Source organism: Sandaracinobacter neustonicus (assembly GCF_006385875.1).
GTDB lineage: Bacteria > Pseudomonadota > Alphaproteobacteria > Sphingomonadales > Sphingomonadaceae > Sandaracinobacteroides > Sandaracinobacteroides neustonicus.
Genome location: NZ_VFSU01000031.1, coordinates 74774 through 100505, shown reverse-complemented (window position 1 = coordinate 100505; position 25732 = coordinate 74774). Strand labels below are relative to the sequence as shown.

Below are 25732 nucleotides of genomic sequence, written 5' to 3'. Positions count from 1 at the left end.
TGCCCACCACCCGGCAGGGGCGTGACGCCCCTGCACCCCCGAACTTTTTCTGAGCCCCTCCCCTGTAGGGGAGGGGTTGGGGTGGGGGCTATCCGCTTGGCGCTAGGTTGGAAGTTATTGCCTGCGGCGCTTTGGGGCAGTCTCCCATTACCCCTCCCCCCGCTCAGGCTGAGCTTGTCGAAGCCCCATGTGGCATGACTGCGAGCTTAGCCGTTGCGCTTTTGCTTCGGGGGCTTCGACAAGCTCAGCCTGAGCGGGTTGGAGAGTGGGTTGGGGCGGCGGTGGGTTTGTGGGTGGGGGTGTGGGGACGCTGGCGGATCAGGCCAACCGGTGACACCCCCTCTCCATCTCTCCCCCTTACAGGGGGAGAGGGCTTCGGTGCGCCGCAGGCAATCAAGGTTGATCACCCGCACGGCGTTGGGAGTTCGGGCACAACGCTAATGTTGAGGGTGCAGGGAAATCATTTCCTTGGCACGGGTTCCAAGGGCAAAGCCCTTGGCCGCCGGAGGCAAAAAAACCGCCTCGTTACAGCCCCTAAAGCCCCCCTTAACTCCCCGGCTTGGCCGCCAGATCCAGCACGGCCAGCGTCATCGTCTGCGCGCCCAGTTTCACGGCTGCTTCGCCGTCCACTTTGAACAGCGGCGAGTGGTGGCTGGGAACCGGCGGCCCGCCCGCCTTGGCGGCGTCCAGCGCCGCCTGCGGGGTGCCGCCGACGTTGTAATAGACGCCTTTCACGCCCGGGCCGACGAGGTAGGGGAAGTCTTCCGCGCCCATGCTGTCTCGCGTGACGGTGGTGAAGATTTTGTCGCCATAGGCCTTGGCGTAAAGCGCGTGCAGGCGGCGCGTGAGTTCGGTGTCGTTGATGTTGGGGATGGCGCGTTCGTCTTCGCGGACGGTGACGATGGGCAGCTTGTCTTCGGGCAGGCCCCATTTGCGCCCCGTTTGCACGGAGATGCGCTTGATGCCGTCGATCAGCTTGTTGCGGGTTTCCAGATCGTCCGCGCGGACGGTAACGGACAGTTCAGCCTTGTCCGAGATGATGTTGTGTTTGGACCCGGCGTGGAAGGCACCGACGGTGATGACGGCGGGTTTCAGCGGGGCGATTTCCCGGCCGATGAAGCCTTGCAGCGATTGCACGATGTCGGATGCGATGAAGATCGGATCCTTGCCGCTTTGCGGGCTGGCCCCGTGCGCGCCGATGCCGGGGACGACGATGTCCACGGTATCCGCCGCGGAATAGGTGACGCCTTCGGCGAGGCCGATGGTGCCGGTGGGGAGCGCCGAAGCGACGTGCCAGCCGATGGCGTAATCGGGCTTGCCGAAGCGCTGGTAGAGATTGTCGGCCATCATCTTCTTCGCGCCGCCGACGATTTCCTCGGCGGGTTGGGCGACGAAGATCACCGTGCCGGACCATTTGTCTTTCAGCGCCGCCAACTGGCGGGCGGTGGCGACGAGGCCGGTGATATGCGTGTCATGGCCACAGGCGTGCATCACCGGCTGCTCCACCCCGCTGCGGTCTTTCTGGCGGACCTTGGACGCGTTGGCGAGGCCGGATTTTTCTTCAACCGGCAGGCCGTCCATATCCGCGCGGAGCAGGATGACGGGGCCGGGGCCGTTCTTCAGCACGCCGACGACTCCGGTGCCGCCGACCTTTTCCGTGACCTCCATGCCCTTCACCGCACGCAGTTCCTTCGCCATGCGGGCGGCGGTGTTCACCTCCACGGCGGAGAGTTCGGGGTTGCGGTGGAAATGATCGTAGAGCGGCGCGAGGTAAGTGGACCAATCCTGCGCGACGGCCTTTTCCAGATCGGCGGGCGTCACGTCCGCCGCCATCGCCGAGGCGGATGCCGTCAACAGGATGGCCGAAATCAGTCCCTTCATGCGCGAACTCCCTGAATGTCTGTTCAGGGGACGCTAAAGGGGCGGGCGCATCTAGTCCAGCGAGGCTTCGATTGCGTGCATATCATCGTCAGACAGGCCGAAATGATGGCCCACTTCATGCACCAGCACATGCGTCACCAGCGCGGCCAGTGTGTCTTGCCCGTGCGCCCATTCGTCCAGCATCGGGCGGCGATAGAGATAGATGGTGGGGGGCAGCGCGCCGCTATACTCCGCGCCGGGATTGCCGACATGATGGCCCCAATAGAGGCCCAATATGTCCCACTCGCTCTCCAGCCCCATGGCCTGAATCACATCTTCGTCCGGAAAATCCTGCACTTTCAGGATGACGTTGCCGAGATGGCTGCGGAACAGCTCTGGCAGGCGCTCCACGGCGGCTTGCGCGAGGGCTTCGATGTCGGCGAGAGAGGGGGCATGGCGAAACATGCAGCAGAGATAGGGTGAGGGATGGCGAAGGTCGAGAAGCTGGACGCGGCGGCGCGCGCGGAACTGGGCGCAGCGCTGCCGGAATGGGCGCTGGAGGGCGAGCATCTGAAGCGCACGTTCCGCTTCCGGGATTTTTCCGAAGCGTTCGGATTCATGGCGCGGGTGGCGCTGCTGGCCGAGCAGCAGGAGCATCACCCGGAATGGTTCAACGTGTGGAACCGGGTGGACATCGCGCTGACCACGCATGACGCGGACGGATTGAGCGCGCGGGATGTGCGGATGGCGAAGGCGATTGATGGGATGGTTGGGGTGAGTTTGGGGTGAAAGCGGGGGACCGGCCGGCGGCTAAGCCGCCGAGTCCGGTTGAGGTTAAGGAAGGAAGGAAGACAGAAAGCAAAAGTCCCGGCAAAGCCGGGACTCGTCGGACTGGCGGGCGATAGAGATCGCCCGCTCAGCCGGCCGTGCTTTCGCCGAGTCTGCGAGTTAGCGCTTCGCGCTAATCGCAGCCGGCTTCAGCGCGGTGCCATCCGAATGGACCCATCAATCCGCACATCCTCACCGTTAAAGTAGGAATTCCGGATCATCTCCAGCGCAAGGCTCGCATATTCCTCCGGATTGCCAAGGCGCTTCGGATAGGGAACCGAAGCCGCCAGCGCCGCCTTCACATTATCCGGCGCGGCCGCCAGCAGCGGGGTGTTGAAAATGCCCGGCAGAATCGTGTTCACCCGGATGCCTTCGCTGGAAAGGTCGCGCGCGATCGGCAGCGTCATGCCCACAACCCCGCCCTTCGAAGCGGAGTAGGCAGCCTGCCCGATCTGGCCGTCTTCGGCGGCGACGCTCGCCGTGTTCACGATTGCGCCACGCTCGCCATACTCACCGATGGGCGGCAACGTCATTATGCCCGCCGCCGACTTGGCGATGCAGCGGAAGGTGCCGACAAGGTTGATCTGGATGATCATGTTGAAGGCATCCAGCGGGAAATGCTTGATTTCGCCGGAGTCCTTGGCGCGGCTCGCCGTCTTGATGGCGTTGCCGGTGCCCGCGCAGTTCACCAGAATCCGCTCCTGCCCGTTGGCAGCACGCGCCTTGGCGAAACCGGCATCGACCGACGCGTCATCCGTCACATTCACCTGGCAGAATACGCCGCCCAGCTCGGCCGCCAGCGCCTCGCCCTTCTCCGCGTTCAGATCGAACAGCGCAACCTTCACGCCCTCCGCCGCCAGCCGCCGCGCCGTCGCCGCACCCAGCCCGGACGCGCCGCCCGTAATCACCGCCGACAATCCCTTGATGTCCATGAATCTGTCCCTTCTCGCAAAACGGTTTGGTAGCCTGCCTATGCGCGGACCCGCCCGGCCTTAATCCCCAAACTTGGGAGGGTGGGCTGTTCGTGCAGCGTTGGGTGCTCCGGCCGGAGGTGTTGGAGGCCTCCGGCGGGCCGGGCTCTGCCCGGCACCCGGCAGGGGCGTGACGCCGCTCGCACCCCCGACATTCTTAAGCCCCTCCTCCTTTAGGGGAGGGGTTGGGGTGGGGGCCATCCGCTTGGCGCGTGGTTGGGGTTTGATTGCCTGCGGCGCTTTGGTGAGCCCCCTTAATCCCTCCCCCCGCTCAGGCTGAGCTTGTCGAAGCCCCATGCGGCATGACCCACGACCTCAACCATTGAGCCTTCGCTTCGGGGGCTTCGACAAGCTCAGCCTGAGCGGGTTTGAGAGTGGGCTGGGGGGGTGTGGGGATGGAGCGCATCAGGCCCGGCGGTGACACCCCCTCTCCATCTCTCCCCCTTGCAGGGGGGGAGGGCCACGTAGCGCCGCAGGCAATCGAATCCGATCACCCGCACGGCGCTGGAGTTCAGGCGCAACGCAAATATTGAGGGTGCAGGGAAATCATTTCCCTGCCGGGGTGAAGGGGCAGAGCCCCTTCGAACACGCCCCCAAACGCGAACCCGCGCTTAGTGGTTGAAATGCCGAAGCCCGGTGAATGCCATCGCCAGCCCGCGTTCGTCGGCGGCGGCGATCACTTCGGCGTCGCGCATGGAGCCGCCCGGCTGGATCACGGCGGTTGCGCCTGCGTCGGCGGCGGCGAGCAGGCCGTCCGCGAAGGGGAAGAAGGCGTCGGACGCCACCGCGCTGCCGATGGTGCGGGGCGTTGGCCAGCCCGCGGTTTCGGCGGCTTCCTTGGCCTTCCACGCGGCGATGCGGGCGCTGTCCACCCGGCTCATCTGGCCTGCGCCGATGCCGGCGGTCGCGCTGCCTTTGGCGTAGACGATGGCGTTGGATTTCACATGCTTGGCGACGATCCATGCGAACAGCATGTCGTTCAGTTCCTGCGGGGTCGGCGCGCGCTTCGTCACGATCTTCAGCTCATCCACCAGCCGGTTGTCGCGCGTTTGCAGCAGGAAGCCGCCGGACACGCTTTTCAGCTGGAAGCCGATCCGCGCCGGATCCAACAGCGGTGCGATCAGCAGGCGGAGGTTCTTCTTGCGCGCCACCGCCGCGCGGGCGGCTTCGTCTGCGGCCGGCGCGATGATCACTTCGGTGAACAGCTCGGTGATCGCCTCGGCGGTGGGGCCGTCCAGTTCGCGGTTCAGGGCGATGATGCCGCCGAAGGCAGAGACGGGGTCGGTCGCCTTGGCGGCTTCATAGGCTTCGATCAGCGTCGGCGCGCTGGCGACGCCGCAGGGGTTGGCGTGCTTGATGATGGCAACCGTCGGTTCCTTGTCGCGGAATTCCGAGATCAGGTTGAACGCGCCATCCGCATCGGCGATGTTGTTGTAAGACAGCGCCTTTCCCTGCACCAGTTCGGCGCTGGCGATGCCGCCGGGGCGCGCCTGCGCACCATAGAGCGCGGCTTGCTGATGCGGGTTTTCGCCGTAACGCAGCGTGTCCACCCGGCGCATCACCACCGGGAAAATGGCCGGATACATCTCTTGGCTGTCGGCAAATGAGAACCAGCTGGCGATGGCCGCATCATAGGCGGCGGTGGCCTGAAACGCCTTGGCGGCCAGCTTGCGGCGGGTGGCCAGCGAAAGTCCGCCGTCTGCCAGTTCCGCCGTCAGCGCCGCATAATCCGCCGCATCCGTCACGCAGGCGACGAATTCATGATTCTTCGCGGCAGAGCGCACCATCGAAGGCCCGCCGATATCGATATTCTCGATCACCTCGTCGCGCGCCGCGCCCTTCGCCACCGTCGCTTCGAACGGATAGAGGTTGATCACCACCATATCGATGGGCGGAATGGCATGTTCCGTAGCAGACGCCTGATGCCCGGCGTCATTCCGCAGCGCCAGCAGCCCGCCATGCACCTTCGGATGCAGGGTTTTCACCCGGCCGTCCATCATCTCCGGGAAGCCGGTGTGCTCAGACACGTCCTTCACAGCCAGCCCCGCCTCGCGCAGCGCCTTGGCCGTGCCGCCGGTGCTCAGCAGTTCCGTGCCATGCGCGGCCAGCGCCTGCGCAAATTCGACAAGGCCGGACTTGTCGGAAACGGAGAGCAGGGCGCGGCGAATGGGCAGGCGATCGGTCATGAGGGGGACTCGCTGGAACTGGGGGATAAGGATTGCGCGCCCCGGTGCCCGAGGCGAAGCGATGGTGCAACCATGTTTGCGCGAACACCGCTGACGATGCCGCTGTCAAGGCGGTGCAACATCGGCGTGCAATCGCTCCGGCAGGCGGCTGCCGCATCGGCAGAGTCGCTGCGTTCGGAACAGGGGACATCGCATGAAGCGGATTGCAAAACAGAGCATCGTCGCACTGGGCCTGCTGGCCACGCTGGGGGCCACGCCGGCCGCTGCCGTCACCATTAGCAACCCCACCAACACCCACGACCTCGGCTATCTTTCCGGCAGCCTGACGGGCGGCAACCAGACGCAGTTTCTGGGCCAGACCTTCACCGCGCCCGTGACGGGCGAACTGACCAACTTCCAGTTCACGCTGAACAGCTCCACGCTGCAATCGCTCTATGGCGTCGTCTATGTGTGGAACGGGTCCGCGCCCACCACGGAAGTGTGGCGCAGCGCGATCACCCCGGGCACGGCCGGGCTCGTCAGCTTCAACCCCACCGGCGTCACGCTGACGCAGGGCACAACCTATGTCGCCTTCCTCAGCACCTATGGGCTGGAGGGCAATAGCGGGCTGGCATCGATGGGCACCTGCCTGACGTTCGTCGGCTGCAATTCGAACCTGATCCCGAACCTCGGCACGCTCATCATCGGCAATATTCTGGGCGATGGCCCGGTGTTCAGCCCGATCGTCAACAACTCGCGCGACGCAACCTTCTCGGTGAGCATCGCCGAAGCTGCTGTCCCGGAACCCGCGACTTGGGCGATGCTGATCATCGGCTTCGGCACGGTGGGTATGGCGGCACGCCGCCGCCGGGTCGGCGCGGCGCAATAATCGCCGTCCGCCTGCAGGGAGAGGCCGCCGCTCGAAAGACCGGCAGCCCTTCGTTGCGCTTTGATCGCCGCCAGATCGACGGGCGGGATGATATGGGCGCACAACTGATGTAACGTCATCGCCCGTATCAACCTTCAGCCATATTCCGCACGGAGGCTCGGTTTGGAAACATCGCAACTGCATCGTGGTCGGCTGATCGATCATATCCAACTCGTGGTGGCGGACCTGAAGGCAAGTCAGGATTTCTACACGGCCGTGCTGGGCGTGCTGGAAATCCCCATCGTCAGCACGGGCGATGGCTATTTCTGGGCCGATGAACTCGTCGTCTCCTCGGCAGACAGCCCGGCGGCGCTGAGGGTGCTGACGGGGCGGCATCATCTGGCGTTTCAGGCGAAGGACCGCGCGACGGTGGATACCTTCTATCGCTCGGCGCTGGCCCATGGCGGGCAGGATTTTGGCCCGCCCGGCGAGCGGCCCTATCATCCCGGCTATTATGCGGCGTTCGTGCTCGATCCCGATGGCAACAATATCGAGGCCGTCTATCATGGCGAGGCGAGGCGCAGCGCGGCCTCTGTAGTGGTGGATTTCTAACCCTACTGCCGCTTGAAGCTCCAGCTCACGTCCGCAGGCTTGCCCGGCTCCACCAAAGTCGTCAGCAGCAGTTGCTGGATTTCATGCGTCGCGCCCTCGCTGTCCACCAGCAGGCTGGGTTCGATGGCGACGAGGCCGGGGGCGTTGTTGAAGCTGGCGCGGAAGGCCCATGCGATGGCCGGTTCCCGCCCGTGCGCGGCCAGCCGAATCAGCGCACCTTTTCCATCCTGCGTGGGGGTGGCGCTGGCGTCCGCGCCTAAATGGAAGCGGATGGCGACGGGCAGCGGCGCCTTGTGCCGGGCCAGCGCCAGCGTGCCTTTCACCGGCAGCAGATGGTCTTCGCCGCGCAGGTCCGTGCCGTCCGGGTTCAGCCACAGGCGGCGCAGATGGTCATAGCCGTGGCGGCGGCGATAGCCGTCGTGCCGCCCTTCCAGCCACTGGCCGTCGCGGGTGATGCGGGCTTCCACCAACACTTCCTCCACCCCGCCCAGCCTGCGGGGGCCGCCATCGTGCAGGCGGCTGCTGTTGGTATCGGCCAGCACCAGCGTGCTGTGCCCGGCGGTGGAGCGCAGGCCCATCACCAGTTCGGGCGGGAAGTTGCGCGACCCCGCGCTGCCGCGTTCCGCCCCGCAAGACAGCACCACCGCGCGCGCGCCATCGGTGAAGGCGAAGGCCAGCGTGGAGGCATGGGTGGCGGGGTTCAGCCGCGCTGACGGCGGCGGCCCGGCATCCGCGATCAGCCGCACGCTGCCCGCCGCCAGCCGCTGGAACCCGGAGGAGCGCGGTGGCGGCGCGTCCGCCGGCTTCACCCCCAGCCGCGCCAGTTGAGCCTGATCCGGCTGGCCGCCATGCCATGGCGCGGGCACGCCATCGCCCATCGCCAGCGTGCCCAGCGCGGTGCGCGCCAGCTCCAGCGTGCGGGCGACGGTTTCAGACGGCTTCTGCATGCGCGCGGTGTGAAAGGCAGACAGGACCAGCATCTGGTCCGCGATTTCGGCAAGGTCCAGCGGAGAGCGGGACACGGGCGCGCCATCTTCCGCCATCAGGTCCGCCAGCGTTTCCTCCAGCAGTGCCAGCGCCCTGCCCTGCCGCTCGTCGCCGCCGGGCAGCATCAGCGCGGCGGAGACCAGCCCGCCCGCCGCCTGCAGCTTCGGCAGGCCCGGCTGCATGCGCGGCGCGGCGCGGTCCAGATGCCGCGCCCAGCGGGCGATGCCGTTCAGCACGGCGGACCGGTGGACATGATCCTTGCCGGGCATCACCAGCGGCGCGTGCAGGATCGCCATCTGGATGCGGCTGCCGGTGGCGTCGGGCGCCCATGCGGCTTCGTCATAATCGTGGAAATGCGCCAGCCAGCGCTTCGCCAGCGCCTCTGCACGGGCCGCTTCGCCCGCCGTCAGCTCCACCATGGAAAGGTCGCGCAACCAGCCCCAGCCATGCACCCAGCGCCGCCAGCTGGCGGGCGCGTCCGGGTGATCCAGCCGGGCATCCAGCATGCCCTGCCCATAGCCGCCCCGGAACAGCCGCCCGCCCTTCAGCCGCTGGCCGATGGCGGGATCGCCGGGGATCGGATCCTCGGGGATGGCGATCAGCTTCAGCGGGAAGCGCCCCTTCAGCCGCATGCGATGGAAGGGCGAGGCGAACGACAGCCGATCCAGCCGATCGGACAGCCGCTCTGCCAGAGACGGGCCGCGATCCCCCAGGTTGCGCGTCAGGCGCAGTGCCTCCGGCTCCTGCTCCTCCGGCATGTCCTGCGGTTCCGCGCTGGCCATCAGGCGGCCTTCAGCGCCGCGATGTTGGCGGCATAGCGATCCGGCCCACCCCTGAAGCTGGCGGTGCCCGCCACCAGCATGGTGGCCCCGGCGGCGGCCAGTCGGCCCGCATTGCCGGCATCCACCCCGCCGTCCACTTCCAGCTCGATGGACTTCCCGCTGGCGTCGATGCGCTTGCGGATCGCCTCGATCTTGGGAAGCGCGCTTTCGATGAAGCTCTGCCCGCCAAAGCCGGGGTTCACGCTCATCACCAGCACAAGGTCGATCAGGTCCATCACATGGTCCAGCGCGCTCAGCGGCGTCGCCGGGTTCAGCACCACGCCCGCCTGCTTGCCCAGCGCGCGGATGCGCATCAGCGTGCGGTGCAAATGCGGCCCGGATTCCGGGTGGACAGAGAGGATATCGGCCCCGGCCTCGGCAAAGGCCTCCACCAGCGCGTCGGCGGGCTGCACCATCAGATGCACGTCGAACGGCTTCTGGCTGTGCGGGCGCAGCGCCTTCACAACCATCGGCCCGATGGTGAGATTGGGGACAAAATGATTGTCCATCACGTCCACATGAATCCAGTCTGCCCCGGCGGCATCGATGGCGCGCACCTCCTCCCCCAGCTTGGAAAAGTCGGCAGAGAGGATGGAGGGGGCGATGCGAACGGGGGGCATGTTCCAGTGTTAGCCGTTGCCCGATTCGCCGCCAAGACGCTGATTGCCGTTCAGGCGCGAATTCTGCCCGCCGCGCGCGCCCGAATGGCCAGTTTCACCGCATCCGGCGCGGTGGGCCATGCGGCGATCTCTTCCATGGTGCGGCCGCAGCCGGTGCAAAGCCCACGCTTCAGCCGGCAGATGTTGCGGCAGGGCGATGCGACGGCAGAGGCGGCCAGTTCGGGCATGCGCGCCGTTCTGCTGTCTTCAGCGCGTCATGGGAAGGGGGCATGTGGCGCAGGCGCGATCTTGCGCGAACGGGGCAATCTGCCAATGCAGGCCGCATGACGTTTTTAAGACAATTCCTCGCGCTGGCGCTGCTGCTGGGCATGGCCACCGGCGTGCGCGCCGGTGACGACAATGACGCGCAGGTCTGGCTGTCTCTGGCGGCGACGAAGAAGCTCTCATCCGATTTCGATCTGGTGATGGATATGAACAGTCGCCATTCCGACAATGCCACCCACTTCGGCCATTTTCAGGTGCGCGGCCTGCTGGGCTGGCGGCCGCCGAGCGGCGGGCTGCTGGGTGCCGGCTACAGCTATGTCTGGTCCAAAAGCCTCAGCGGGCAGGTGGAGCATGAACATCGCATCTACCAGCAGGCGAACTACAAGCTGATGTCCATCGGCAAGGCGGAACTGCTGGGCCGCACCCGGCTGGAGGAGCGCTTCTTCAGCGATTCCGACGGGATGGCTGTGCGGGTGCGGCAGCAGTTGCGGCTGAACATCCCGCTGAAGGGGCCGGAGGGGCTGAAGGCGATTGTCCACACGGAATTGCTGGCGCTGCTCTCCAGCCCAGAGGACGACGGGCTGGAAGGCGTGAGCCAGTTCCGCACCTTCGCCGGGCTGGGCATCCCGCTGACAAAGACGGTCGTGCTGGAGGCGGGCTATCTCAATCAGGCCGTCGTCACCGGAGACGACCGCGTCAACCATGCGCTGAGTTTGGGGCTGAACACGAAGTTCTGACCAACCCTCAGCGGCTGACGATCACCTTCGCATCCGTGAATCCCGCCGCCACCAGCGGCATGCGGAAGCTGGTTTCCAGCGCCTGATCGGCGGCATGATCGGCCATTGCCAGCAAATCCTTCGCACCCGCCTGCGCCGCGAACTGGCCGGGGGCCTTTTGCTCATTGTCGCGCTTCAGATTGGCGGACACGCCCGTCAGCGCCGTCTGCCAGCCGCTGTCCTCGAACGTCTGCGCCTGCCCCCAATCGATGCTGGCGGGCATCGGCCGCACCGGCGGACGCTGCACGCGCAGCGTCTCAGTCTCCCGATCCCAGTTCAGGTCAGACGACTTCAACGCGGAGAGATCCACCACATAATTCACCGTGGCGGGCAGGATCGCCGTCTGCCGCGTGGTGGCGACGGTGATGGAGCCAAAGGTGGTATCGCGCGCAGAGGAAACCGGCAGCACCAGCCGCGCCGTCAGCACCAGCAGCTTCTGTTGCTTCTGCACCGATACCAGCATCGCCCCCAGAAAATCCGGCCGCTCGCACAGGCCGATGGAGATGCACGCCTGCTGCCGCCGCTCCGGCCCGGCAGCCAGCCCCAGCGCGACGCCGATCAGCGCCAGCGCGCCGATGATCGAAAGAAGCCGCTTCATGGCCGCATCACCCACATCTCGCCATCCGGCAGCACGCGACCGCGCGCCTGCAAATCGATCAGATGCGCCAGCACGCTGCGCCCGGCCGCCGGCCACAGGCGCGGATCAATCGCCGCATACATCTGCTCCACCAGCGCCGGGATCGCGCGCGGCCCCGCCCCCAGCAGCGCCAGAATCTGGTTCTCCCGCTGGCGGCGGTGGCCGATCATCGCCCGCACCAGCCGCTGCGGCTCCTCCACCGGCGCGCCATGGGTGGGGAAATAGCGCGTGTCCGGCCGCTCCAGCAGCTTTTGCAACGAAGCCATATAGGCCGCCATGTCCCCATCGGGCGGCGCGACCACGCTGGTGGACCAGCCCATCACATGGTCGCCGGAAAACAGCGCGCCCTCCTCCTCCAGCGCGAAACACAGATGGTTGGAGGTATGCCCCGGCGTGTGCACCGCCGTCAGCGTCCAGCCGGGGCCCGACACGCTCTCCCCATCGGCCAGCACCTGATCCGGGGCATAATGCGGATCGAACCCGGCATCCGCACGCGGGCCGTCGTCACTCAGCGCCAGCGGCGCGCACCCGGCGATCACCCCGCCCAGCCGCGCCTGCAACGGCCGCGCGCCGGGCGAATGATCCATATGCGTGTGCGTGACGAGATGGTGCGAAACCACCTCCCCCTCCAGCGCCGCCGCCACCGCATCCAGATGCGCCGGGTCAGCCGGGCCGGGATCGATCACGGCCACAATGCCATTGCCGACGATATAGGTGCCGGTGCCCAGAAAGGTGAACGGCGACGGATTCTGCGCCAACACCCGCCGCACCAACGGAGACAAACGCTCCACCCGGCCATAAGGGGCTTCCGCCACCAGCTTTTCATATTCCGCGTTCATGCCCGCAGACATGTAGGGCGTTCGGAGCCGGGGGCAAAGCCCGCGCATGTTGGGGGGCTGCGGGGCGTGGGGCGTGGGGGCCTCCGGCGGGCAGGGCTCTGCCCTGCACCCGGCAGGGAAATGATTTCCCTGCACCCTCTAAGTTTGCGTTGCGCCCCAACCCCAACGCCGTTCGAGTGATCAGATTCGATTGCCTGCGGCGCACCGCAACTCTCTCCCCCTGTAAGGGGGAGAGTAGGAGAGGGGGTGTCACCGGTAGGCCTGATCCACAACATCCCCACACCCCAACCCGCTCTCTATCCGCTCAGGCTGAGCTTGTCGAAGCCCCATGTGGCATGACCCCCGGCTCGGCCGCCGCAGCTTCGCTCCGGGGGCTTCGACAAGCTCAGCCTGAGCGGGAAATGATAACGTCACACCGCCCCAAAGCGCCGCAGGCAATCAAACCAACCGCAAACCAACCCTATCCGAAAGACCTACAAATGTGGGTGTAGGGAGCACAGCTCCCTGCCGGGTTCCAAGGGCAGAGCCCTTGGTCTTCCACAGCTAGGGACAACGCCCCATCACCGCCGCAGCAACGTCTCCGCCGCCGCCCTTGCCTCGGCCGTCACTTCCGCGCCGGACAGCATGCGCGCCACTTCGTCGCGGCGGGCGTCGGCGTCCAGTGGTTCCACTGTTGTGGCGCCGCTGGCTTTGCTGATGCGCAGATGGTGCGCGCCTTCGGCTGCCACTTGCGGGCTGTGTGTCACCACCAGCACTTGCGCACCGTCTGCCACGCGGGCGAGGCGGCCGCCGATGGCGCTGGCGGTGGCACCGCCCACGCCGCGGTCGATCTCGTCGAAGATCAGCGTGCCGGCGGTGCCGGTGCTGGCCAGCGCCACTTTCAGCGCGAGGATGAAGCGGGAGAGTTCGCCGCCTGAGGCGATCTTCGTGAGGGGGCCGAAGTCTGTGCCGGCGTTGGTGGCGATTTCGAACCGCACCTGATCGCCGCCGGTCGCGCCCAGAGCGGCCGGGGCCACCACCGTGCGGAAGCGCGCGGAGTCCAGCTTCAGCGCGGGCAACTCGGCGTTCACCGCCGCATCCAGCCGGGTGCCTGCGGCCGTGCGTGCGGCGCTCAGCTTCGCGGCCAGCTGCTCCAGCACGGCCAGCGCGGCGGCTTCCGCCTTCGTCAGCGTGCCGATCCGATCGCCCGCCACCTCCAGCGCGGCCAGCCGCGCCAGCAGATCGGCGGCGAGCGCGGGCAGCGCCTCCACCTCCACCCGGTGCTTGCGCGCCATGGCGCGCAGTTCGAACAGCCGCGCTTCGGCGGCCTCCAGCGCATCGGGAGACACCAGAAAGCGTGAGCGCACCCGTTGCAGCGCCGCTTCCACGGAATCGCCTTCCACCAGCGCCCGGTCGATTCCGTCCAGCGCCGCCTGCAAATCCGCGTCGCCCTCGGCGATGCGTTCCAGCCGCCGCGCCGCCTGTCGCAACTGCCCCAACGCACCGTCTGCGGCAGAGACGAGCGCGTCCACGGATTCCAGCGCATCGGCCAGCCGCGCGCCCTTCTGCATATTGCTGCGCGTCTCGGCCAGTTCGGCCTCCTCGCCGGGCAGCGGCTTCAGCGCCTTCAATTCGCCCGCGGCATGCTCCAGCCAGTCCCGGTCTCGCGCGTCTTTCTCGGCGGCGGCCTCGGCGGCTTCGCGCGCATCCTGCGCCGCGCGCCATTCGGCATAGGCGACGGCAACATCGGCCAGCGCCGCCGAATGCCCGGCGAAACCGTCCAGCAACTCCATATGCCCGCGCGGGTTCAGCAGGCCGCGTTCGTCATGCTGGCCATGCACTTCCACCAGCAACTGCCCCAGCTGGCGCAGCAGCGTGGCGGAAACCGGCACGTCATTCACATGCGCGCGGCTGCCACCATCGGCCTTCAGCGTACGGCGCAGCACAATCTCGCCGGGGGTGTCGCTTTCGATTCCGTTTTCCGCCAGCAGCAGTGCGGCGGCATGGCCGGGGGCCACTTCGAAACTGGCGGTGGCGACAGCCTGTGCCGCGCCCTTGCGCACCATGGCGGCGTCAGCGCGCTCGCCCAGCGCCAGCCCAAGGCCATCCAGCAGGATGGATTTCCCCGCCCCCGTCTCGCCCGTCAGCACGGTCAGCCCCGGCTCCAGCTCAAGCGCGACCCGCTCGATCAGCACCAGATCCCGGATCGAAAGCCCCCTGAGCATCCGGGGCGTCAGGCGCCGCCGGGGGTGGCCCCTGCGGCCTTTGGTGCCTCCACGGTGGCGTTGGGGGCATATTTCCGCATCAGCGCATAGGCCCGCTCATACCATTTGGAGCCGGGATAGTTGGCCGACAGCACAGCCGCGTTGCGCAGCGCCTCGTCCTGCAAGCCCAGTGCCAGATTGGCTTCCACCAGCCGGTAAAGCGCTTCGGGCACATGGCTCGTCGTCTGATACTCGTCGATCACGTTGCGATAGCGGACGGCGGCGGAAATCCACTGCCGGTTGCGCGCGTAGAAGCGGCCGACATCCAGTTCCTTGCCGGCCAGATGGTCGTTCACAAGGTCGATCTTCAGCCGCGCGTCTGCGGCATAGCGGCTGTCCGGGAAGCGCCGCACCAGTTCCTGCAACGCCGTCAGCGCCTGTTGCGTGATCTTCTGATCCCGCGCCACATCGGCGATCTGTTCATAATAGCTCAGCGCGATGATGTAATAGGCATAGGGCGCATCGCGGTTGCCGGGGTGCAGGCTGAGGAAGCGCTGCGACGTCATGATCGCTTCGGGATATTGGCGCGATGCGTAATAGCTGAACGCAGACATCAGCTGCGCGCGGCGCGCCCACACCGAATAGGGGTGCTGGCGCTCCACCTCGTCGAACATCATCGCGGCCAGCTTGTAATCGCCCTTCTCCAGCGTATCGCGGGCGATGGAATACAGCGTCTCCACATCGCGGGCGACATAGGCCTGATCCTGCCGGGGCTTGTTGCGGTTGCGCGCGCAACCGGCGGTCAAGGCAAGCGACACGGCCAGAAGGGATGCGGCCAACATGCGGCCAGTGGGCATGCGGCCAGTGGGGCGCACCCGGAAGGCCGGAACGGAGCGGATTGTCATGGCCCCCGCCTTACCGGCGGAAACGGCATGCCACAAGCGGCCTCCAGCACGCCTTGTCGTATTGCCACAGCAGCAGCCCGCAGGCGCGCCACGGTCCTTCCGGCAGCGGCGGCGGCGAATCGGGGCCACCGCACAGGCTGATATGCAGCCGTGGCCGCCCCATATCGGGCGCAGCCAGCAGGCCGTGCCAGCGTGCGGCCAGTTCGTCGCGCAGGGCGTCCAGCCCCGTTGCCGGGGCCACCCACAGCCTGTCCCACCGCTGCGGCGGCCCCAGCCGGAACGTCGGCGCAGTGCCCGTCGCCATGGCCCGCATGTCCGCCTCGATGATGGCCGCCTGCAACCCCGGCAAATGCCGGAACAGCCCCAGATGCGCGGGCGCATGGGCGGCGGCCTCCGGTGCCAGCCGCCCGCGCAGGGCGTCCGTTGCGCGCTGCAAGGCCTCGGGCAGCGCCAGCGTCAGGATCAGCGGGGCCGCGCCCGCCGCTGCGTCGGGCTGCCGCCAGCCCGCTGGCCAAAGCCCTGCCATGCCGCTAACAGGTGCCCCAAATGCCGCCCGATGGGTGGCCAGTGGTTTCAAGAAGGTCTTTCATGCTCCAGATCCTGCGCAAGTCGGTGTCCTCATGGGTCGGGATTCTCATCCTCCTGCTCGCGCTGGGGGCGCTTGTCGTCACCCTGTTCCATCCCACCGGCCCCGGCGGCGGCTCCGGCCCCAGCGGCAAGGTGATGGCCACGGTTGGCGATTCTCCCATCAGCGAAACCGATTACCAGAAGCTTGTCGATCGCGCCGTGGCGCGCGAACGGCAGCGCACACCTACCATCACCAACCCTGATTTCATCAAGGCCGGTGGCGGCGAGATGGTGCTGCAGCAGATGATCTCGGGCAAGGCGATGCAGGCCTTCGCCGGCAAGAACGGCATGGCGATCTCCCGCCGGATGATCGACGGTGAAATCGCCTCTGTCCCGGCTTTCCACGTGAACGGCAAGTTCGACGAGCCGACCTTCCGCCGCCTGCTGGCGGATCAGCGCCTGTCTGAGCAGGAACTGCGCGATTCGGTGGAGCAGGACCTGCTGCGCCGCCAGCTGCTGCAACCGGTGGTGGCAGGCACCAGCGTGCCGCGCGGCATGGCGGAACCCTTCGCGGCGCTGCTGCTGGAAGTGCGGCGCGGCAGCATCCTGCCGATCCCCTCGGCCGCGATGCCCGATCCGGGCAAGCCGAGCGACGCGCAGCTGAAGGCCTTCCATGATGAAAACAAGGCCGCCTACACCCTGCCGGAACGCCGCGCCTTCCGCTTCGCAGAAATCGACAGCTTCGCGCTGGCCGAAAAGGCCCGCCCCACGGCGGCCGAGGTGCGCAAATATTATGACGAGCATCAGCAGGAATTCGGCGGCGTGGAGCAGCGCGAAGTCCGGCAAGTGGTGATTCGCGACGAAGCGGCGGCAAAGGCCTTCGTCAGCGCCGTTCGCGGCGGCAAGCCCTTCCTCGAAGCGGCGGCGGGCGAAGGCTATGCCGATGTCGACACCGTGCTGGGCGTGCACAGCGCCGCAGACCTCGCCAAAACGGTGAACGAAGGCGTCTCCAAGGCGGCCTTCGCGCTGAAATCCGGTGGCGTGTCCGATCCGGTGCAGTCGCCGCTGGGCTGGCATGTGCTGATGGTGGACCGCATCCTCCCGGCTGCCGCCCGCCCCTTCCCGTCCGTCAGCGCAGAGATTGAGAAGAAGCTGACAGACGAAAAGACGACGGACCTTCTGTCTGACACGGTCGCCAAGGTGGAAGATCGCCTGCAGGGCGGCGAATCGCTGGGCGATGTCGCGAAATCGCTGGGAATCGCGGTGCAGACCTCCCCCGCGCTCGCGGCGGACGGCCGCCTGTTCGATGCCAATTATCAGGTCACCCGTGTGGAGCAGCCGCTGCTGCCCAAGGCCTTCGATGCTGATCCCGGCGAAGGCCCGCAGGTGGTGGAGCTGGAAAACGGCCGCTACGCCCTGCTGGAAGTGACGGACGTGATCGCCCCCGCGGTGGTGCCGGTGGACAAGATCCGCGCCGACGTGGAAATGGCGTGGGGCATCAAGGCCCGGTCAGACGCCGCCAAGGCAGAGGCGGAGCGCATTGCCGCCGCCGTCAGCAAGGGCGAAACGCTGGCGCAGGCGGGCGCAGGCAAGGCGCTGCCGCCCGCCCAGTCGCTGTCGGTGCGCCGCCTCGAACTCACGCAGATGGCGCAACAGGGCCAGCAGGTGCCGCCGCCGGTGGTGTTGCTGCTCAGCACCCCCAAGGGGCAGGCCCGCGTGCTGGCCGCACCGGGCGGTCAGGGCTGGTTCGTGGTGAAGGTGGATGACGTGACGCCGGGCAACCTCGCCGAAGCGCCGCAACTGGTGGACGCCGTGCGCCAGAGCCTGCTGCGCGACGCGGGCAATGAAATGGCCGAAAGCTTCGTGCGCACCATCGAGCGCGACGTGGGCGTGCGCCGCAACCCCGAAGCCATCAAGCAGGTGAACAGCCGCCTGACCGGCGCGATCGCCCAATAAGCGATGGCGGCGGCGGGGGCAGATTTCGCGGGCGCGCTCGCGCGCCTGAAGGCCGGGCAGCACGCCTGCCGCCACCTCATACTGGGGGCTGATACGGAAACCCCGGTGTCGGCATGGCTGAAGCTGGCGCAGGAAGGCCGGGGCGACTTCCTGCTGGAATCGGTGGAGGGCGGCCGCACGCGCGGGCGTTATTCGCTGATCGGGCTCGATCCCGATCTCGCCTTCCGCGCACAGGGTCACGCCGCCGAACTGAACCGCCACTGGCGCACAGACAGGGCCGCCTTCTCCCCCGCGCCGGCCCCCACGCTTCAGGCACTGCGTGAACTGGTCGCCTCCATCCGCATGGAGGTGCCCGCCGGGCTGCCGCCGGCGCTGCCCTTCCTCGTCGGCTATTTCGGCTATGAAACCGCCGGTCTCGTCGAAAAACTGCCCGTGCCCACGGCAGACCCGCTGGGCGTGCCGGACATGGTCTTCGTCCGCCCCGGCCTGCTGCTGGTGTTCGACAGGCTGGCCGACACCCTCACCCTCGTCGCCCCCGTCTATGCCGATGGCGCGACGGACCCGGAACAGGCGCTCGCCGCAGCCGATGACCGGCTGCACGCGGCCGCCGCCCGCCTGTCGCAGCCGCTGCCGCCGCGCGCCGCCACGCCCGATCTGCCCGCCGCCACCACGCCGACACCCGCCGTGCCGCCCGGCCGCTACGCCGACATGGTCGCCGCCGCGAAAGACTATATCGCCGCCGGAGACATTTTTCAGGTCGTGCTGGCCCAACGCTTTTCGCTGCCGTTCCCGCTGCCGCCGTTCCAGCTCTATCGCGCGCTCAGGCGGGTGAACCCCTCGCCTTTCCTCTATCACCTCGATCTCCCCGGCTTCGCGGTGATCGGCTCCAGCCCGGAAATCCTCGTCCGCGCGCGTGACGGAGACGTCACCATCCGTCCCATCGCCGGCACACGGCCAAGGGGCGCGACAGAGGCGGAGGATGAAGCCAACCGCCAGTCGCTGCTGGCGGACCCGAAGGAACTGGCCGAACATCTGATGCTGCTCGATCTCGGCCGCAACGATGTCGGCCGGGTGGCAGAAGCGGGCAGCGTGCAGGTGACGGAACGCTTCACCATCGAACGCTACAGCCATGTGATGCACATCGTGTCCAACGTGGTCGGCCGCCAGAAGCCGGGCACGGACGCCATCGACGCGCTGCTGGCGGGCTTCCCGGCGGGCACCGTGTCCGGCGCGCCCAAGGTGCGGGCGATGCAGATCATCGCCGAACTGGAAGGCGAAAAGCGCGGCCCCTACGCAGGCGGTGTCGGCTATTTCGCGCCGGACGGCGGGATGGACAGCTGCATCATCCTGCGCACCGCAGTGGTGAAGGACGGGGTGATGCACGTAACGGCAGGCGCGGGCATCGTCGCCGATTCCGATCCGGCCGCCGAACAGCGCGAATGCGAGCATAAATCCGGCGCGCTGATGGCCGCCGCCCGCGCCGCACTGGCAGCCGCCGCCGAACCGGGCTTCGGGCAGTAAAAGCCCCTTTGCGGCACCGTCAAACGATGCTCTAACCCCCCGGTCTCAAAAGGGGGTCCGATCATGCTGTTCCGCGCATTTGCCTGCCTGCTTCTCGCAACGCCCGCCGCCGCCAACCCGGCCCTCAACAGCGCGATCGACAGCTACAGCCAGTTCAGCGCTCAAAGAGACGTCGCCGCGCGCATCCACGCCGGTCTGGCCGTCCCCGCCCTCCCCTCCAGCAGTCCCGCCAGCCTGAAATCGAACAGGCAATTCGCCGAACGGCTGCTGGCGACGATTGCGGCCATCGATCCCGCCACACTCAGCGAATCCGAACGGCTCGATCTCGGCGCGCTCCGCCACCAGTTGCGCACGCTTGCGCATGAAGAGGCCGATTACGCCTATAGCATCCCCGGCCCCTATTCGCTGTGGCCGCTGGACATCGCCGGGCTGGCGCTGGCCTCCAACCCGCTGAAAACGCCTGCAGATGCTGCCGCCTATGTCTCGATGATCCAGTCGCTGGAGCAGGAACTCGGCCATATCAACGCCCGGCTGGCGGTGCAGGCCGAACGCGGCATCCGCGTGCCGCGCGCACAAATCCCCCGCGCGCTGACCAAGCTGGACGGAATCGCAACCCAATCCGCCAACTGGGCCAACCTGCCAGACGAGCGGCTGGCCGCCCTCTCCCCGGCAGAGCGCGACCGCCTGCGCACAGAGGCGAAAGCCGCCGCCGCCCGCATCCCGGAGGCCGTGGCCGCCATCCGCACCAGCTTCTCCCCCGCCTATCTCGCCGCCGCGCCGCTGAATGTCGGCCTTGCGCAATATCCGGGCGGCAAGGCGCATTATGAAGCCGTCGCCGCCCTCGTCACCACGCTGCCCGCCACCCCGGCCGAACTCGCCGCAATCGGCCGGGACGGCCTTGCCCGCACCAACGCCGAACTGGAAGCGGTCGCCACCGCGCTGGGCGTCCCGGGCGGCAGCGCAGGCATCCGCCGCTATGCGAGGGAAGATGCGCAATTCCGGGATGCAACGGCGGAAAAGGTGGTGGAGCGCTACAACCGCTGCCTCGCGCTGATCGAGCCAAATGTCCCGAAATTCTTCGCCACCGCGCCAAAGGCCCCTTATCGCGCCGTTCCCGCCGACACGCCGGGCATGACCTTCGGCTATTATCAGCAACCCTCGCCCACGAACGCCGCGGGCGAATATCGCTTCCCGGCCTCCAACGTGGAAAGCCGCAGCCAGGCCAACGCCTGCGCGCTGATCTACCACGAGCTGATCCCCGGCCATCATTTCCAGCGCGCGGGCGCACTGGAAAACAACGCCCTCCCGGAATTCCGCCGTCTCGCCCCCGTCACCGCCTATGTGGAAGGCTGGGGCGAATATGCCTCCCGGCTGGCAGGGCGCATGGGCGGATACGCAGACCCGAAAGACCGCCTGAGCCGCCTGATGCTGGACAGCATGATCTACACACGCCTCGTGGTGGACACCGGCCTGAACCACGAAGGCTGGAGCTTCGATCAGGCCCGCAGCTTCATGCAGCAGAACACCTTCCTGACAGACGCCGAAATCGAATCCGAAGTCTTCCGCTATGGTGCGGACATCCCCGCGCAGGCACTGGCCTATGGCGCGGGCTCCGCCGCGCTGGAGCAAATGCGCAGCGAAGCCGAACAGGCATTGGGCAGCCGCTTCGACATCCGCAAATTCCATGCCCTCGTGCTGGACGGCGGCCAGCTGCCGATGGACGTGCTGCGCGGGCACGTCCGCCGGGGGTTGGGGCTGCCGGAGTGAGATTGGGGTGAAGGAAGGCCAAGGGCTCTGCCCTTGGAACCCGGCAGGGGCGTGACGCCACTCGCCCCCCCAAAAAATCCACCTTTGTGCCCCGGCCCCGCAGCGCCTACACAGGCACCATGTCGGCACGTCCCCTTATAGACGGTTTCGGACGGCGCATTTCCTATGTGCGCCTCTCTGTGACGGACAGGTGCGATTTTCGCTGCACTTACTGCATGCCGGACAGCATGACGTTCCTGCCCAAGCGCGAGGTGCTCACGCTGGAGGAGCTGGACGCGATCGGCTCGGCCTTTGTCGCACGCGGGGTCTCCCGCATCCGGCTGACGGGGGGCGAGCCGTTGGTGCGCCGGGGGCTGATCGGCCTTGTGCAATCGCTGTCGCGGCATCTGGGGGCCGGGCTGGATGAACTCACGCTCACCACCAACGCCAGTCAGCTGGCCAGCTTTGCAGAGCCGCTGCGCGCGGCTGGCATCCGCCGTGTGAATGTCAGTCTGGACAGCCTCGACCCCGGCCGTTTCCGCCAGATCACCCGGCGCGGCGAACTGGCCCCGGTGCTGGAGGGGATCGCCGCCGCGAAGGCGGCCGGGCTTCGGGTGAAGATCAACATGGTGGCGCTGAAGGGCCTGAACGAAGACGAGATTTTGCCCATGGCCGCATGGTGTGCGGGCCATGGCTTCGATCTCAGCTTCATCGAAACCATGCCGCTAGGCCTTGTGGAGGAGGACCGCACGGATCGCTACCTGCCCCTCACCGATGTGCGCCGCGCGCTGCAACAGCGGCTGACGCTGGTGGACAGCCCGGAACGCACCGGCGGCCCGGCGCGCTATGTCCGGGTGGCGGAAACCGGGCAGCGGCTGGGCTTCATCACCCCGCTCACCCACAATTTCTGCGAAAGCTGCAACCGTGTGCGCGTGACGGCCACCGGCACATTGTTCATGTGTCTGGGGCAAGAGAGCAAGGTGGAACTGCGCGATATCCTGCGGCACGAAGGCCCGGCGGCGCTGGACGCCGCGCTGGATCGCGCCATGCAATTGAAACCAAAGGGCCATGATTTCAGGATCGACCGCCGCGCCGCGCCCCCCGCCGTTCCCCGCCACATGTCGATGACGGGCGGCTGAGCCGATGCGTGGGGAGAACAGCCTGTGGGTGCATGAAGCGCCCAAGCTGGGCCTGCTGGTGTCCGACACCCCGCAGGCGGAGGAAGCCGCGCGTGAACTGCGCGCCGCGCATCGCTTCGTCGCCGTGCCGGATTCGGATGCAGTCGTGGTGGTCGGCGGGGACGGCTTCATGCTCTCCGTGCTGCACCGGGTGCTGACGGTGGAAAAACCCAAGCCCGTGTTCGGCATGAACCGGGGCACGGTGGGCTTCCTGATGAACGATTACCGGGCCGGGGATCTGGAAGAGCGCGTCCGCCGCGCCACCAGCTTCTTCCTCTCCCCCCTCACCATGGAGGCGACGACGACATCGGGGCAGACCATCGTTTCGCCTGCCATCAACGAGGTCTCGCTGCTGCGTGAAACAAGGCAGGCCTCCAAGATCGAGATCAGCATAGACGGCAAGGTGCGGCTGGAGGAACTGGCCTGCGACGGCGTGCTGGTCTCCACGCCCGCCGGTTCCACCGCCTATAATCTCTCTGCGGGCGGGCCGATCCTGCCGCTCGACGCCGATCTGCTCGCCCTCACCGCGCTCAGCCCGTTCCGCCCCCGCCGCTGGAAGGGCGCGCTGGTGAAGAACAATTCCACCATCGAGTTCCGCATCCTTGAGGCCGGGCGCAGGCCGGTGTCCGCCGTGGCGGATCAGCTGGAGGTGCGCGACGTCCGGCATGTGAAGATCATATCCAACCTCAGCCACCGGCTCGAACTGCTGTTCGATCCCGATTATGCGCTGGATGATCGCATATTGATGGAACAATTTATCGCCTGAAAACAGGCAAATCGGGGAGAGAGAGATGACCTACGTGCGCGACGATGTGAAGAATCTGCTGGGCATGATGGCGGCGGTGGAAGGCCCGCAAATGCACGAGGTGGATGCCGAAACCGCCCGGCAAATGTATCTGCAAATGGGCGCCATCGCCGAGCGTCCGGCCCCCGCAGACGTCGCCACCGCGAATTTTGAAATCCCCCGTCCTGCTAATTCTGGCCCGGCAGGCGCGATCAAGGCCCGCAGCTATCGCCCCGCCAACGCAGCGGCAGATGGACCCACCATCTGCTTCTTCCACGGCGGCGGCTGGGTGATCGGCGATCTGGACAGCCACAACAGCCTTGTCGCGGAAATCGCCAAGCTCACCGGCTTCAACGCCGTCGCCGTCGATTACCGCCTCGCCCCCGAAGCGCCATGGCCCGCCGCCGTGGACGATGCGCTGGCCGCCGCCCGCTGGATCGCCTCCTCGCCGGCCTCCCTCGGCTTCAAGGTCTCGCGGTTGATCTTCGCGGGCGATTCGGCGGGCGGCAACCTCTCCGCCATCTCCGCCCGCGCCCTGCGCCGCGAGCTGCCCGTCGCCGCGCAATGGCTGATCTACCCCGGCACAGACATGGCGGCAGACAGTGGCTCCATGGTGGAATTCGCCGAAGGCTATCTGCTCACCGCCGCCGGAATGGCGTGGTTCGGCACCCATTACGCCCCCGATCCCGCGCACGAACTGGCCTCGCCCATCCTCTCCGCCGATTGGGCCGATCTGCCGCCCGCGCTCGTCTTTACCTGCGGTCTCGATCCGCTGCGCGATCAGGGCCGCGCCTATGCCGCCAAGCTTGCCGCCGCAGGCACCCGCCTCATCACCCGCGAAGCCGCCGGGCAGGTGCATGGCTCCGCCCAGTTGCGCGCTGCGATCCCCTCCGCCCAGGCAGACCTCGAAGCGCAGGTCGCCGATTTGAAAGCCCTGCTCGCGTGAAGCCGCATCTGAAACACAGCCTGCCCTACCGTCCCGGCGTCGGCGTCATGCTCGTCAACGCCGACAACCGCATCTTCGTCGGCCAGCGCTTCGATTCCACCGTCGAGGCCTGGCAGATGCCGCAAGGCGGCATCGACGATGGCGAAGACCCCTACACCGCCGCGCTGCGCGAACTGGAAGAGGAAACCGGCGTGCTGGCCCACCTCACCAGCCTGATCGCCGAAACGCCGGACTGCTGAGCTACGACCTGCCGGACAACCTCGTCGGCACGATCTGGAAAGGCAAATATCGCGGCCAGCGGCAAAAATGGTACGCCCTGCGCTTCCATGGCACAGACGCAGACGTGAACCTGCTGGCCCACGAAGCGGGAGGCCACGCCGAGTTCAAAGCATGGCAATGGGCCAGCCTCACCCAACTCGCAGAGCTGATCGTGCCGTTCAAACGCGAACTGTACACGCAGATCGTCGCGGAGCTTGGGCCGAAGCTGTAGGGGCTTTTTTTGCCTCCGGCGGGCAGGGCTCTGCCCTGCACCCGGCAGGGAAATGATTTCCCTGCACCCTCTAAGTTGGCGTTGCGCCCCAATTCCAACGTCGTGTGAGTGATCAGATTCGATTGCCTGCGGCGCTGCGTGACTCTCTCCCCCTGCAAGGGGGAGAGTTGGAGAGGGGGTGTCAGCGGTTGGCCTGATCCACTGTCTTCACAACAAGTGCAACGGAAGCGCCGCAGGCCATAACCCCAACCTCGCGCTAGGCGGACAGCCCCCACCCCAACCCCTCCCCTAAAGGAGGAGGGGCTAAAAAGCTCGGGGGTGCAGGGGCGTCACGCTCCTGCCGGGTCTCGGGCAGCGCCCGAGCCGCCGGAGGCCTCCAACCTCACCGCCCCCAAAGAATCACCGCGCCTCTCCCAACCCGGTCGCAGTCCACCAGATCCCCCCCATCAACTGCTCCAGATAGTGCGGGTCGCGATACGCCTCCACATCATGCCCCAGCGTCGTCACGAACACCCGGCTTTTCCCCGGCCGGTGATACCAGGCCACCGGATGCTCCCGCCCCATCGGTTTCGCCACCTGCCCCGGCCAGATTTTGGTGGGGTCATAGCTTGTCTCGTCCACGTTCAGCACCGGGGTGATGCGCACGCCATAGGGGTTGGTGGTCACATAATATTCGTCGCTCCACAGCCAGCGCTCGGGCAGGCCCCACACCGCGGGGAAGCCCCGGTCCGCCACCGTCACCGCGGCCGTCTGCAACATCGGGTGCACCCCCACCGTCCGCCCCACCAGCCGTTCGTACCAGGGCCAGCTGTTCGCGGGCAGCGCGATGGCCGCGCGGTGCACGATCATCACATTGCCGCCGCCGTTCACATAGGCTTCGAACCCGGCGCGCTGGGCGGGGTTCAGATCCTCCACCGGGGTGTTCAGCAGCAGGATCGCGGCATAGCCGCCAAGATCGCCCTCCAGCACCTGCGGGCTGCCCGCCCACTCCATGTCGAACGCATGCTGTCGCGCCATCCGCTGCAACCCTTCGCGCGCAACTGGCACATATTCATAATGATATTTGCTGGGCATCGCGATCACCAGCAACCGGTACTGGCTCTCCGCCCGCACAGGCCCGCCGGACAGCAACAGCCCCAGAACGGCCCCCAGCATCAGCAACAACTGTCTCATCGCCTCTCCTCATTCATCGCCACAGGCAGCAGTTG

23 protein-coding genes and 1 pseudogene are annotated in these 25732 nt (G+C 67.1%); 11 read left to right on the top strand and 13 right to left on the bottom strand.

Features of this window, described 5'->3' with window-relative positions; genetic code table 11:
- Positions 1 to 546 precede the first annotated feature (546 nt).
- Both FJQ54_RS14460 and FJQ54_RS14455 read right to left on the bottom strand, forming a co-directional pair.
- Positions 547 to 1881 carry an amidohydrolase gene (locus FJQ54_RS14460; protein WP_140929127.1) on the bottom strand — a complete coding sequence of 445 codons (1335 nt, stop codon included), beginning with the start codon at positions 1879 to 1881 and terminating at the stop codon, positions 547 to 549.
- 51 nt (positions 1882 to 1932) lie between these two features.
- Positions 1933 to 2325, bottom strand: a complete 393-nt coding sequence (locus FJQ54_RS14455) for a metallopeptidase family protein (protein WP_140929126.1) — start codon at positions 2323 to 2325, stop codon at positions 1933 to 1935.
- A gap of 21 nt (positions 2326 to 2346) precedes the next feature.
- Between FJQ54_RS14455 and FJQ54_RS14450 the strand changes: the two genes are divergently transcribed.
- Entirely contained in the window at positions 2347 to 2649 is a 303-nt protein-coding gene (locus tag FJQ54_RS14450; protein ID WP_140929125.1) for a 4a-hydroxytetrahydrobiopterin dehydratase, read from the top strand.
- Positions 2650 to 2837: 188 nt separating this feature from the next.
- Here the strand turns inward: FJQ54_RS14450 and FJQ54_RS14445 are convergent, their stop codons facing one another.
- Positions 2838 to 3620 carry an SDR family NAD(P)-dependent oxidoreductase gene (locus tag FJQ54_RS14445; RefSeq protein WP_140929124.1) on the bottom strand — a complete coding sequence of 261 codons (783 nt, stop codon included), beginning with the start codon at positions 3618 to 3620 and terminating at the stop codon, positions 2838 to 2840.
- 650 nt (positions 3621 to 4270) lie between these two features.
- Positions 4271 to 5845 carry a bifunctional phosphoribosylaminoimidazolecarboxamide formyltransferase/IMP cyclohydrolase gene (gene purH / locus FJQ54_RS14440; protein ID WP_140929123.1) on the bottom strand — a complete coding sequence of 525 codons (1575 nt, stop codon included), beginning with the start codon at positions 5843 to 5845 and terminating at the stop codon, positions 4271 to 4273.
- A 193-nt stretch (positions 5846 to 6038) separates the two neighbouring features.
- Here purH and FJQ54_RS17860 point away from each other — a divergent pair, with 193 nt between their 5' ends.
- On the top strand, positions 6039 to 6713 hold the full coding sequence (locus FJQ54_RS17860) for a PEPxxWA-CTERM sorting domain-containing protein (RefSeq protein ID WP_235890472.1): 675 nt from the start codon (positions 6039 to 6041) through the stop codon (positions 6711 to 6713).
- Between the two features lie 162 nt (positions 6714 to 6875).
- Positions 6876 to 7304 (top strand): VOC family protein, encoded by a 429-nt coding sequence (locus FJQ54_RS14430; RefSeq protein ID WP_140929122.1) that lies wholly within the window; start codon positions 6876 to 6878, stop codon positions 7302 to 7304.
- A gap of 2 nt (positions 7305 to 7306) precedes the next feature.
- Here FJQ54_RS14430 and FJQ54_RS14425 read toward each other — a convergent pair whose 3' ends face one another.
- Genes FJQ54_RS14425 through FJQ54_RS14415 form a run of 3 tightly spaced genes read right to left on the bottom strand, consistent with a single transcriptional unit; the run spans position 7307 to position 9959 of the window.
- A complete protein-coding gene (locus tag FJQ54_RS14425; protein WP_140929121.1) occupies positions 7307 to 9073 on the bottom strand; it encodes a heparinase II/III family protein in 1767 nt (588 codons plus the stop codon).
- Positions 9073 to 9732 carry a ribulose-phosphate 3-epimerase gene (gene rpe / locus FJQ54_RS14420; protein ID WP_140929120.1) on the bottom strand — a complete coding sequence of 220 codons (660 nt, stop codon included), beginning with the start codon at positions 9730 to 9732 and terminating at the stop codon, positions 9073 to 9075. The genes FJQ54_RS14425 and rpe overlap by 1 nt, the downstream gene beginning before the upstream one ends.
- A gap of 50 nt (positions 9733 to 9782) precedes the next feature.
- Positions 9783 to 9959 (bottom strand): DUF1289 domain-containing protein, encoded by a 177-nt coding sequence (locus FJQ54_RS14415; protein WP_140929119.1) that lies wholly within the window; start codon positions 9957 to 9959, stop codon positions 9783 to 9785.
- Between the two features lie 96 nt (positions 9960 to 10055).
- Here FJQ54_RS14415 and FJQ54_RS14410 point away from each other — a divergent pair, with 96 nt between their 5' ends.
- Positions 10056 to 10733, top strand: coding sequence for a DUF2490 domain-containing protein (locus FJQ54_RS14410; RefSeq protein WP_181160183.1), 678 nt, complete (start codon positions 10056 to 10058; stop codon positions 10731 to 10733).
- Positions 10734 to 10740: 7 nt separating this feature from the next.
- Here the strand turns inward: FJQ54_RS14410 and FJQ54_RS14405 are convergent, their stop codons facing one another.
- From FJQ54_RS14405 to FJQ54_RS14385, 5 genes are all read right to left on the bottom strand, one after another.
- Positions 10741 to 11370 (bottom strand): DUF4230 domain-containing protein, encoded by a 630-nt coding sequence (locus FJQ54_RS14405; RefSeq protein ID WP_140929117.1) that lies wholly within the window; start codon positions 11368 to 11370, stop codon positions 10741 to 10743.
- The gene (locus FJQ54_RS14400) at positions 11367 to 12248 is read right to left on the bottom strand and encodes an MBL fold metallo-hydrolase (RefSeq protein ID WP_140929116.1); all 882 of its coding nucleotides are present in this window, start codon (positions 12246 to 12248) and stop codon (positions 11367 to 11369) included. Before FJQ54_RS14400 ends, FJQ54_RS14405 begins: the two co-directional genes overlap by 4 nt.
- A gap of 560 nt (positions 12249 to 12808) precedes the next feature.
- A complete protein-coding gene (recN, locus tag FJQ54_RS14395) occupies positions 12809 to 14452 on the bottom strand; it encodes a DNA repair protein RecN (RefSeq protein ID WP_140929115.1) in 1644 nt (547 codons plus the stop codon).
- An 8-nt stretch (positions 14453 to 14460) separates the two neighbouring features.
- Positions 14461 to 15336 carry an outer membrane protein assembly factor BamD gene (locus FJQ54_RS14390; RefSeq protein WP_140929114.1) on the bottom strand — a complete coding sequence of 292 codons (876 nt, stop codon included), beginning with the start codon at positions 15334 to 15336 and terminating at the stop codon, positions 14461 to 14463.
- 10 nt (positions 15337 to 15346) lie between these two features.
- Positions 15347 to 15862 carry a 2'-5' RNA ligase family protein gene (locus tag FJQ54_RS14385; protein WP_140929113.1) on the bottom strand — a complete coding sequence of 172 codons (516 nt, stop codon included), beginning with the start codon at positions 15860 to 15862 and terminating at the stop codon, positions 15347 to 15349.
- Positions 15863 to 15924: 62 nt separating this feature from the next.
- Here FJQ54_RS14385 and FJQ54_RS14380 point away from each other — a divergent pair, with 62 nt between their 5' ends.
- The 7 genes and pseudogenes from FJQ54_RS14380 to FJQ54_RS17635 all read left to right on the top strand — a co-directional run bounded on the left by FJQ54_RS14380 (position 15925) and on the right by FJQ54_RS17635 (position 24524).
- The gene (locus FJQ54_RS14380) at positions 15925 to 17859 is read left to right on the top strand and encodes a peptidyl-prolyl cis-trans isomerase (RefSeq protein ID WP_181160182.1); all 1935 of its coding nucleotides are present in this window, start codon (positions 15925 to 15927) and stop codon (positions 17857 to 17859) included.
- Positions 17860 to 17862: 3 nt separating this feature from the next.
- Positions 17863 to 19380 (top strand): anthranilate synthase component I, encoded by a 1518-nt coding sequence (trpE, locus tag FJQ54_RS14375; protein ID WP_140929111.1) that lies wholly within the window; start codon positions 17863 to 17865, stop codon positions 19378 to 19380.
- A gap of 63 nt (positions 19381 to 19443) precedes the next feature.
- On the top strand, positions 19444 to 21147 hold the full coding sequence (locus FJQ54_RS14370; RefSeq protein WP_140929110.1) for a DUF885 domain-containing protein: 1704 nt from the start codon (positions 19444 to 19446) through the stop codon (positions 21145 to 21147).
- Positions 21148 to 21266: 119 nt separating this feature from the next.
- The gene (moaA, locus tag FJQ54_RS14365) at positions 21267 to 22265 is read left to right on the top strand and encodes a GTP 3',8-cyclase MoaA (protein ID WP_140929109.1); all 999 of its coding nucleotides are present in this window, start codon (positions 21267 to 21269) and stop codon (positions 22263 to 22265) included.
- A gap of 4 nt (positions 22266 to 22269) precedes the next feature.
- On the top strand, positions 22270 to 23070 hold the full coding sequence (locus FJQ54_RS14360) for an NAD kinase (protein WP_140929108.1): 801 nt from the start codon (positions 22270 to 22272) through the stop codon (positions 23068 to 23070).
- A gap of 25 nt (positions 23071 to 23095) precedes the next feature.
- Entirely contained in the window at positions 23096 to 24034 is a 939-nt protein-coding gene (locus FJQ54_RS17640) for an alpha/beta hydrolase (protein WP_207790437.1), read from the top strand.
- Between the two features lie 47 nt (positions 24035 to 24081).
- Positions 24082 to 24524, top strand: a pseudogene (locus tag FJQ54_RS17635) (RNA pyrophosphohydrolase).
- Positions 24525 to 24923: 399 nt separating this feature from the next.
- Here FJQ54_RS17635 and FJQ54_RS14350 read toward each other — a convergent pair.
- The gene (locus FJQ54_RS14350) at positions 24924 to 25697 is read right to left on the bottom strand and encodes a ThuA domain-containing protein (RefSeq protein WP_181160181.1); all 774 of its coding nucleotides are present in this window, start codon (positions 25695 to 25697) and stop codon (positions 24924 to 24926) included.
- Positions 25698 to 25732: the final 35 nt, after the last annotated feature.